At 60.4% G+C, this 10,062-nt stretch carries 8 protein-coding genes and 4 pseudogenes; 7 read left to right on the plus strand and 5 right to left on the minus strand.

The window, feature by feature from the left end; all coding sequences use genetic code 11:
- Both C5P05_RS34315 and C5P05_RS33985 read left to right on the plus strand, forming a co-directional pair.
- Positions 1 to 123: pseudogene (locus C5P05_RS34315) on the plus strand (IS630 family transposase); the annotation flags it as partial.
- A gap of 86 nt (positions 124 to 209) precedes the next feature.
- Positions 210 to 398, plus strand: coding sequence for a hypothetical protein (locus C5P05_RS33985; RefSeq protein WP_198674622.1), 189 nt, complete (start codon positions 210 to 212; stop codon positions 396 to 398).
- 288 nt (positions 399 to 686) lie between these two features.
- On the opposite strand, the gene C5P05_RS04360 is transcribed toward C5P05_RS33985, so the two are convergent.
- Entirely contained in the window at positions 687 to 1,577 is an 891-nt protein-coding gene (locus C5P05_RS04360) for a helix-turn-helix domain-containing protein (protein ID WP_114968642.1), read from the minus strand.
- A gap of 358 nt (positions 1,578 to 1,935) precedes the next feature.
- Here C5P05_RS04360 and C5P05_RS04365 point away from each other — a divergent pair.
- The 5 genes and pseudogenes from C5P05_RS04365 to C5P05_RS04390 all read left to right on the plus strand — a co-directional run.
- Positions 1,936 to 2,824: pseudogene (locus C5P05_RS04365) on the plus strand (IS110 family transposase); the annotation flags it as partial.
- A gap of 80 nt (positions 2,825 to 2,904) precedes the next feature.
- Complete coding sequence (locus C5P05_RS35240) at positions 2,905 to 3,273, plus strand: transposase (RefSeq protein WP_114968643.1); 369 nt, start codon at positions 2,905 to 2,907, stop codon at positions 3,271 to 3,273.
- Positions 3,270 to 3,611, plus strand: a pseudogene (gene tnpB / locus C5P05_RS34320) (IS66 family insertion sequence element accessory protein TnpB). Before C5P05_RS35240 ends, tnpB begins: the two are co-directional and overlap by 4 nt.
- Positions 3,612 to 3,693: 82 nt before the next feature.
- Positions 3,694 to 5,287, plus strand: a pseudogene (gene tnpC / locus C5P05_RS04385) (IS66 family transposase).
- Positions 5,288 to 5,372: 85 nt separating this feature from the next.
- A complete protein-coding gene (locus C5P05_RS04390; protein WP_420130722.1) occupies positions 5,373 to 5,510 on the plus strand; it encodes a hypothetical protein in 138 nt (45 codons plus the stop codon).
- 396 nt (positions 5,511 to 5,906) lie between these two features.
- Here the strand turns inward: C5P05_RS04390 and C5P05_RS04395 are convergent, their stop codons facing one another.
- The 4 genes from C5P05_RS04395 to C5P05_RS04410 all read right to left on the minus strand — a co-directional run.
- A complete protein-coding gene (locus tag C5P05_RS04395; protein ID WP_114968646.1) occupies positions 5,907 to 7,067 on the minus strand; it encodes an acyl-CoA dehydrogenase family protein in 1,161 nt (386 codons plus the stop codon).
- 52 nt (positions 7,068 to 7,119) lie between these two features.
- Entirely contained in the window at positions 7,120 to 8,556 is a 1,437-nt protein-coding gene (locus C5P05_RS04400; RefSeq protein WP_114968649.1) for an NAD-dependent succinate-semialdehyde dehydrogenase, read from the minus strand.
- A 22-nt stretch (positions 8,557 to 8,578) separates the two neighbouring features.
- Positions 8,579 to 9,709, minus strand: a complete 1,131-nt coding sequence (locus C5P05_RS04405) for a zinc-dependent alcohol dehydrogenase family protein (protein WP_114968647.1) — start codon at positions 9,707 to 9,709, stop codon at positions 8,579 to 8,581.
- Between the two features lie 227 nt (positions 9,710 to 9,936).
- Positions 9,937 to 10,062: SDR family oxidoreductase (locus C5P05_RS04410; protein WP_114968648.1), on the minus strand; the 126-nt coding region annotated here is incomplete at its 5' end.

Consider the following 10,062-nt stretch of genomic DNA (forward strand, 5'->3'; position numbering starts at 1 on the left):
TTGAAGGCGGGTGAAAAGCTGCAATATCGTGTTGATGAGCAACTGCAAAATATCGCAAATGACAATGCATTGGTGAAGTCATTCTTTCGCCACCCTTCTGTCTCCTATATTACTGACTTATGAGTAATCTTGGGACTCAATGCCGTCAGAGGGAAGTTGGACGTCCCTTGGTATTCATGCAACAATGATTTAAGTTGTGTGACGCCGGGTTGGAAGTATCTTTCTTCGGCTCGCTGCGGGCGCTGGACAAAAACCTGATTTTGCAAGGCGCCAGCTCAAGCAATTTTGCGCGCATGCTGGGCGGCGCCATTGGGTCAGCCTGTGCAACATCGTGCTCGAATGGCGGCTGGCTGCGCGACTGGCATCCCCACATCGCAATGCTGAGTGGTTCGCAGTGAAGCCACGGGACATGAGCGCCGATACCGACACGCACCCACGCGCGCATGGTTGCAGTGTTCGCCGTCGCCCCGCTTACCTGCTCGCCAACCGCTTGAAGGTGCTCGTGCATGACGGTATCGGCATCTGACTGGCTGGCCGTCGGCTGCACTATGGCGCTTCGTCTGGCCCACATCCTGCAGCGCAAATGTGAGTCTGAGTCGAACCCAAATTGAGACCCTGGTTCTACGCCTGCCCTGGCAATGCATTGGTGAAGCAGACACCATCAGCGTGGGTATGGGGGGTTTACATCAAAGTGTGGAAATCGAATGCCGGTACTCAGACGGTGTCACGTTGAGAATCCGGCGGAAAAAGCGCGTCATGTGGCTCTGATCGGCAAAGCCGCTGCTGGCCGCGACAACCTTCAGTGGAACGTCCTGGCGGGTAAGCAGCCGCTTTGCATGCTCAAGCCGCTGTGTCATCACATAAGCATGTGGCGTGTACCCGAATTCGGCCTGGAATTTCCGGATAAAACTGAATACGCCAAGTTGCGTCACCCCGGCCAGTTCTGCCAGTGAGATGTTCTGATCGATATGCGCCTCCACATAGTGGGTAAGCAGCCGACACTGGGCCGGTGAGAGCCGACCGTAGGAACGATATTCGCGAAAACTGGTCTTCGCGTAGCGACGCAATATGTGGATGCATAACTGATTCTTCAGCGCCTCCACGTAGAGGTGGCCGCCGAGCCCGCCTTCGTTCAATTCATGCTCAAGCGTCGCCATCATGGTGGTCAGGATCGGATCCTCGGCCCTGACCATATCGCACATTTCGACGTCCTTGATGTCCCGGTCAAAAACCTCGCCGGCAACCTGCGCGATGGCGGCCTGGGACAGGTACAGGTGGGAAACATCGATCGGCTTGCTCCACCGCCATTGCGATTGCTCGGCGCGGGTAAGGATCGACACAATGCCGGGCTCGACCTTCTCGGAATGCCACGGTCCGCCGCTGCGCCGACTCATCTCGGCGATGCCCCTCCGGTAAACGACGATCATGAAATCGCGCATCGTCGGTATCACAACTTCCAGATCGGTGTAGCTATACCCCTTGAGCGTGATGCCTTCCCAAGCCAGCGGACTGCTGTCCCGCGTAAGGCAACCTGGAATCCACTGCGGAATTTGTTCTGGCGTAATTAATTCACTCATTTGATCTGCGCTCCGATACTCTATCTGTCAACCCGGCTCCCAGACTGTCAAGCTGGTTGACAAGGCCAAACCCAGCGTTTAACGCTTTTGCACAACCACTCAAGTTCACACCGACTGCTTCTCCAGAGTTTTCTCATAAAGTTCATCGTCGCAACTTTTCCGACCCATGATAAACATGCGAACGAAAAATTCCACTATCGTTTTCACCTATGGTGTTTCAGTAGATGGTATGGACGTCTCCCTCCGTAACGAGCCGATGAGTGCGCGAAGCTGCCGAAGAATGGCGGCACCTCGCAAAAACGGCATCGTTATGCAAAAGTGGAGATTCGTCGTAACCACTTGCACTGGAGGCTCCGCCATGAAGACTACTGCACAACTGCCGATCATTGGAATGGACATTGCCAAGAACGTGTTTCAACTGCACATGGTTGATCCCGAAACTGGCGAAATTGAGCGACTCAAGCTCAAGCGTGATCGTGTTGCTGCTTTCTTTGCCAATCGACAGCCTTCGCTGGTGGCGGTGGAAGCCTGTGGGGGCGCCCACCATTGGGGTCGCGCCTTGCAATCCCAAGGCCACCAAGTCAAGTTGCTGCCACCCAAACAAGTCCGCCCCTTTGTGTCACGTGACAAGACAGATGCGCGTGACGCCCAAGCCATCTGGGTCGCCGCCCAGCAACCCCATATTTTTGAAGTACCCGTCAAGAGTGAACAACAGCAGGCCTGCCTGACCTTGCATCGCATGCGCGCACAACTCATGAAGATACGCATCATGCAAACAAACGCCTTGAGGGGGTTGCTTTATAAGTTTGGCATTGTTCTGCCTGATGGTCACCGCACTCTTCTGAATCGAATCCAGGGTGAACTCGCCAAGGCCTCGGACAAGCTTCCCGGCGTAATCACTGAAAGCGTGTTGGAGCAGCTCGCTCGTGTTGACCGGCTGCAAGAAGACATCGACCACATTGACAAACGCCTGGTGATAATGGGCAAGCAGAATCAACAAATGCTGGCCCTGCAGACCATTCCCGGCATTGGTCCCATGACGGCAACGGCTTTGGCCGCTACCGCCACCGACATGTCTGACTTTCGCTCGGGCAGGCAATTTGCGGCATGGCTTGGCTTGACGCCCAAGCAAACAGGCACCGGAGGCAAGATTAGACAGATGGGCATTTCCAAGCGGGGGGACGCCTATGTGCGAACGCTGTTGATGCATGGGGGCCAGAGCCATCATTGCCAGGAGTCAGAGAACGGTAAGCGGCTAGCCATGTCATCTTGAATCCTGGCACCAAGCGGGTAAACATAGTGTCCACGAAACAACCAGGTGGACACTATGGAATCGAAGAGAGTCACGCGTCGCAAGCACAGCGCGGAATTTAGGGCCGAGGTATTGCAAGCATGCCGACAGAGCGGGGCGTCGGCTGCCGCAGTGGCGCTACGAAGCGGGTTGAACGCCAACGTGGTTCACCGTTGGCGAAGGCTGGAGGGACGAACGGCTGATGCCGGGGTTGGCAATCGTGTGGCAGTGAGTGCCAGATCCAACACAGAGTTCATGTCCCTGCAGTTACCGCCGCAGGCCATGTCAGCGGCCTCGCCGGAGATCCGCATGGAGTTGCGCAAAGGCGCATCCACTGTCACGGTGAGCTGGCCAGTGCAATGTGCTGGTGACTGTGGGGCTTTGTTGCGAGAGTGGCTGCGATGATTCGTATTGACGAACTGTGGCTCGCGGTCGACCCCGTTGACATACGCGCCGGACCCGAGCGACTGCTGGCCCGTGTGGTGCAGGTTTTCGGGGCTGCCCGAGCCCACCACGGCTACCTGTTTGCCAACGCACGTGCCACGCGAATCAAACTGCTGGTGCACGACGGCTTTGGCGTGTAGTGCGCGGCCAGGCGTTTGAATCAGAATCGCTTCGTGTGGCCACGCGATGTAACCGATGGGGCCTCTCCGATGGCGCTGACGCAGCAGCAATTTGACGCGCTGGTGCGGGGTTTGCCGTGGCAACGGCTGGAGCAAATGCAGGTCATCACGCGCATGTAATGGCCGGGGTTTGTCTGGTAAAAAAGAACAATCAGCACATGCCCTAATAGCGGTTTGATCGTTTATTTTGCACAATGGGCGCATGTTCAACGTGCACGAACTTAAAGCCCAGGATCTGCAGCGTCTGAGCCCCAGTGCACTGGCTGAAGTGGCGACCACGATGCTGGAACACATCGCCCAGCAGAGCAAGCTAATCACCTCGCAAGCGCGGGCCATCAAATTTCGTGACGTCAAGATCGAGCGCATCACGTTTGAGCTGGCCCGCCTGAAGTCTTGGCGCTTTGCCGCCAAGACCGAGCGCATGAATGCCGAGCAGCGTCAGTTGTTCGAAGAGACACTGGCGACCGATCAGGCAAGTCTTGAGGCCCAGCTCGAAGCATTGCAGGGCCAAACCGGTACGCCGGGCGAGCCTGCTGGGAAGACGCCTGCGCGTCAACCCAAACGCCAGGCATTACCCGAACATCTGCGCCGCGTGGAGCACCACCACGAACCAGAGAACACCACCTGCGATTGTGGCCAGCCCATGGCGCGCATTGGCGAAGACCGAAGACGTAAGCGAGAAGCTGGACATCATTGCGGCTGAATTCTTCGTACATCGTCACGTTCGCGGCAAGTGGGCGTGCAAGTGCTGCCAGACATTGGTGCAAGAACCGGTTGAGCCGCACATCATCGACAAGGGTATGCCAGCTGAGGGCCTGATCGCCCACACGTTGGTGAGCCGATTCGTCGATCACATTCCGTACTACCGCCAGGAACAGATCAACGCGCGCTCTGGCATCCACACACCGCGCTCGACGCTGGCAGCCTGGTCGGGACAGGGCGGTGCCGGTTTGATACCGCTGTATGACGCGCATCGCCGCTTCGTGCTCGGCGCCAACGTTTTGCATGTCGACGAGACGCCGGTGAATATGTTGGACCCGGGCGCGGGCAAGACCAAACGCGCCTATATCTGGGCTTATGCACGCAGCGGCTTCGATGTGTTGCCGGGCGTGGTGTACGACTTCTGCGTGGGCAGAGGAGCGAAGTATCCGGTGGCCTTCCTGCAAGATTGGTCGGGCACGCTGGTGTGCGATGGGTATGCGGCCTACGACACCGTATTCAAGCTTGAACAGCGAATTGAAGCAGGATGTCTCGCACACGCCCGACGAAAATTCGACGAGTTGATCAAGGACAACCAGAGTCCGGTGGCGACACAGGCAGTGCAGCGCATTGCGAAGCTGTACCACATCGAGCGAGAAGCCCGGGATTTATCGGTCGAGCAACGACTGGACATGAGGCAGGCCAGGGCCAAGCCGTTGTGGGAAGAGATGCATGTCTGGTTGATGATGGAGCGCCGGCGTGTGCCCGATGGCAGCGCCATCGCCAATGCCATCGACTACAGCCTGAACCGATGGACCGCATTGATGGCCTACTTGGTGGACGGTGACGTTCCCATCGACAACAACCACATCGAGAACCTGATGCGCCCCTGGGCCATGGGCAGGAAGGCATGGCTATTCGCGGGCAGTGAGCTCGCGGGCCAGCGTGCCGCCATCGTCATGACCCTGGTGCAGTCGGCAAAGATGCATGGCCACGATCCGTGGGCATACCTGAAAGACGTGCTCACGCGGCTGCCATCGCACCTGAACAGTCGAATCGACGAGTTGCTTCCGCATCGCTGGCAACCGCAGGACTGAGCCGCTCGACGGCCTCGCATATTCCCGGTACCTGCGTCAAGGTGCCACGGCTAGCCACTTACAGCGAACGGGTTGGATCACCGCGTTGCTCGCCAGACGGCCTTACAGCGTCGTGGTCGCCGCGTTGGCCAACAAGCTGGCGCGCACCGCCTGGGCGGTCCTGACCAAAGGCAAAGCCTTTGATCAGGTCAAATGGAATCCTGTCGAACTGGCAGCGGCCTGAGTGGGAGAACTTGAAACTGTGAACCAACAGCATTGACGATGAGACTGTTTTGAAGGAGAGCATGCAAGAAGCAAAGTGATGGATCAACAGGTCGTACCGGGGCGAGGACACTCCGTTTGGGACACAGAGCAATGAGCCCGATCAGTAGATGGCAACCTTGTCCGCGAATGCCATCAGGGCCAACAGGACGAAACGCCTGCGCAAGTAGGCCGTATATAAGACTGCAATCCCGTTGAAACTTTACATTGTTAAAACTTGCTTTCCGGGAAACGTCCATATAAGTGCTCCAACTTCATTCAGCGGGGGCGCGAGCTGTTGTTCCGGCATCAATTCAACCTTGTGATTGACAATTAGCGTTCAATACCAGGTTCAATGCAGAAGACACCACTACGCAGCTCAGGCTTGGCGCATCAGGTTCTTGCCAATGATCAGTTGCTGGATTTGGGTGGTGCCTTCGTACAGACGCAACAGACGAACATCGCGGTAAAAACGCTCCACTTTGTATTCGTTGATATACCCCGCCCCCCCGTGGACCTGCACGCCCCGGTCGGCCACGCGGCCAACCATTTCAGTGGTGAACATCTTGGTGCATGAGGCGCGCATGCTCACATCGGGGTCGGTCTGGCCGAAAGGCTTGGCGTCGTAGCGGCCGGCGCACGCCTGCACCATGGACCAACCGGCAAACAACTCAGCCTGGCTGTCAGCCAGCATGGCCTGCACGAGCTGAAAGTCGCCTATGCGCTGACCAAATTGCTTGCGTTGCTGTGCGTAGGCAATGGTTTCCTGCAAGATGCGGTTGGCCATGCCACAGGCCAGGGCTGATACATGCAGACGGCCGCGGTCCAGCACCTTCATGGCGGTCTTGAAGCCCTTGCCCGGAACACCGCCGATGATGTTGGCAACCGGCACACGCACGTTGTCCAGCATCACGTCACAGGTCTTGGTACCGCGCTGGCCCATTTTTTTGTCAGGCTTGCCCAAGGTGATACCCGGCAGGTTGGCCGGCACGATAAAGGCCGAGATGCCGCCCGCGCCCGGGCCGTCGGTGCGTGCCATCAGCGTGAAGGCGCCAGCACGCGGTGCGTTGGTGATGTAGCGCTTGCCGCCGCTGAGCAGGTAGTCGTCGCCATCCTTGACGCCCCGGGTCTTGAGCGATGCTGCGTCCGATCCGGCATCGGGTTCGGTCAGGGCAAACGAGATGATCAATTCACCACTGGCAATTTTGGGCAGGTACTGCGCCTTTTGCTCTGGCGTTCCATCCATAAGGATGCCTTGCGAGCCGATGCCAATGTTGGTGCCCGCCACCGAGCGAAACGCCAGCGCGGTCTGGCCCAACTCGTAAGCCACTTCGCACTCCTGAGCCATGGACAGGCCGATGCCGCCGTATTCCTCGGGGATGGACAGGCCAAACAAACCGATCTCTTTCATGGCGTTGACGATGTCGTCCGGCACCTCATCATGTTCTTCGACGTGATTTTCCAAAGGAACCAGGCGTTGCTGGATGAAGCGCTGAACGCTGGACTTGAGCAGGGAGAAGGTTTCTGAATCGAGTGACATGGTTGTCCGGTAATTAGGGGAATGTTGCAGGCTTTTCAGTGCGTGTTTCGATTCACTCTTCGCTGACCAGCCGAAGGTTGCAGTAGGCCGTCAGGCCTTCGATGCCGCACTCCGAGCCAAGACCGCTTTCCTTGACGCCGCCGAAGGGGGCCTCCGGCATCGAGATGGTCATGGTGTTGATGCCCAGCATGCCGGTTTCCAGACCGCGCGACAGCGCCATCCGGGCGCCGCTGTCCTGGGTGAAGGCGTAGGCGGCCAGACCGAAGGGCAGGCGGTTGGCGCGCACGATGGCCTCGTCCAGGCTGGCCACCGGGTTGATCAGGGCTAGCGGGCCGAAGGGCTCCTCGTTCATGAGCAGCGCGTCCTCGGGCACCTCGGTCAATACTGTGGGCTGCCAGAAGAAACCCGCGCCCTTGATGCGCTGGCCGCCCGCCAGCAACCTAGCGCCCCGCTGCACGGCGTCGGGAACCAAACGGTCCATGGCGGCCACGCGGCGCGGGTTGGCCAGCGGTCCCATGGTGCTGGATTCCTCCAAACCGTTGCCGACCTTCAGACGGACCACCCTTTGCACGAAGGCCTCGACGAAGGCCGCGTACTTCGACTCGTGGACATAAAAGCGTGTTGGCGCGATGCAAATCTGCCCGGCGTTGCGGTACTTGCTGGCGACCAGGAGGTCGGCCGCCTTGTCCACATCGGCATCGGCACAGACAATCACCGGCGCGTGGCCACCGAGCTCCAGCGTGGTGCGCTTGATGCCGCGCGCCGCCTGCTGCGCCACCAGTTTGCCCACCGCCGTCGATCCGGTCAGCGATACCTTGGCCACCACGGGCGATGCAATCAGATACTGCGAGACCTGTGACGGGTCCCCAAACACCAGGTTGAGCACCCCGGCCGGTAGCCCGGCGTCGTGCAGGGCACGCGCCAGCGCGAGTGCCGTGTTGGGCGTCTCCTCGGAAGGCTTGAGGATCAGCGTACAGCCCGACGCCAGCGCGCCGGCCATCTTGCGCGCCGGTGTCAAGGCCGGAAAGTTCCAGGGGGCGAACGCGGCGACCACGCCCACCGGCTCGTGCAGCACCGAGACCCGGTGGCCGGGATGGCGCCCCGGCACGATGCGGCCATAGAGGCGCCGGCCCTCCTCGGCATACCAGTCGAAGGTGTCGGCGCTGGCCAGCAGTTCCAGCTTTGCTTCGCGCACGGGCTTGCCCTGTTCCAGCGTGGTTTGCCGGGCGATGTCGTCGGCGCGCTCGCGCAGCAGGCTGGCCGCCTGGCGCAACACGCGGGAGCGCTCCAGCGGCGCCGTCGCACGCCAGGCGGGAAAGGCCCGCGCCGCCGCCGCCAGCGCGCTGTCGAGATCCGCCTGGGTGGCATGCGGCAGCTCGGCCAGCACCTGGGCAGTGGCCGGGTTGACCACCGGCTCGACTTGGCGGCCGGCCCCCATCAGCCACTGGCCATCAATGTAAAGCGTAGGTTGTACGTAGTGATCGGACATGACGTTTTCTCGCTTCATGGGTTCATGGGTTCATCACAATGACTTGACGGATGGCTTCGCCGCGGTGCAGGCGGTCGAATCCTTCGTTAATCTGATCGAGGGTGAGCCGGCCCGTGAGCAGCTGGTCCACCGGCAGGCGGCCGTTGCGGTAGAGCGAGACAAAACGCCCGATGTCACGCCGCGGCACGCAGCTGCCGAGGTAGCTGCCCTTGAGGGTGCGCTCCTCGGCCACCAGATGCCAGACCGGTGTCATCAGGTTCTGGCTGGAAGCCGGCAGGCCGACCGTGACGGTCGTACCGCCCCGGCGTGTTACCTTGTAGGCGAACTCCAGCGCCTTGGCAGAGCCGACCATTTCCAGGGCGTGATCGACACCGCCGCCGGTCAGTTCACGCAACTGCTCGACCGCGTTCGCGGCACCAGCGTTGATGACGTCGGTCGCCCCCAGCGCCTTGGCGAGGACCAGCTTGTCATCGGCCAGATCAACCGCCACCACGCGCGACGCGCCCGCAGCCAGCGCGCCCATGAGCGCCGACAGGCCCACGCCGCCGAGCCCGACCACGGCCACGCTCTGGCCGGGCCGCACCTGTGCGGTATTGACAACGGCACCGACACCGGTCATCACTGCGCAGCCGAACAGTGCCGCTATTTCAAGCGGCAATTCCTTGTCGATTTTCTGCAGGCTGCGGCGCGACAGCACCGCGTACTCGGCAAAGGCCGAAACGCCGATAAAGTGGTCGATGGTCTCGCCCTGGTACGACAGCCGCTTGCCGCCGCCGAGCAGCGTGCCGGCCACATTGGCTGCGGCCGCAGGCTCGCACAGCACTGGCCGGCCCTCGGAACAGGGATCGCAGTGCCCACAACTCGCCACGAAGACAAGAATGACGTGGTCGCCGGGTTCGAGATCGGTGACACCCTCGCCCAGCGCCTCAACGACGCCGGCTGCCTCGTGGCCCAGGACGATGGGCGTGCGCCGCGGCCGGTCACCGTTGATGATCGACAGGTCGGAGTGGCACAGCCCGGCGGCCGCAATACGCACCAGCACCTCGCCGGGACCGGGCGGCGCGAGATCGACTTCGGTCACTTCCAGCGGACGGCTCTCGGCATAAGGCGCGGGCGCTCCGGTATGGGTCAGAACGGCGGCACGAACCTTCATGGAGCCACCCCCATCACGAAGAGTCGTTGACCGGCGGCTCCTAATGCGTGATCACCCCCTCGGTTGCCCCGGGCCAGCATGTCTTGCAAGCTGAAATTCATGGTTTTCGCCTTCGTTAAAAAGTCTGTTGTTTGGAGCGCTCCGCCACGCCGGACACGTTGAGTGTGTGAACGCCGTCCAGCCTGGACTGGACGGCGACCTGCTGGCTTGCACCAGCGTCTGCTCGCTCAGTTGGAGGTGTAACCGCCATCGACCACCAGCTCGGCGCCATGCACGAAGGACGATTCGTCCGACGCCAGGAACAGCACCGCCTGCGACACCTCAATCGGCCGGGCCGGCCGTCCGAGCAGGGT

It is taken from the genome of Rhodoferax ferrireducens, from assembly GCF_003347515.1.
In the GTDB taxonomy this organism is placed as follows: domain Bacteria; phylum Pseudomonadota; class Gammaproteobacteria; order Burkholderiales; family Burkholderiaceae_C; genus Rhodoferax.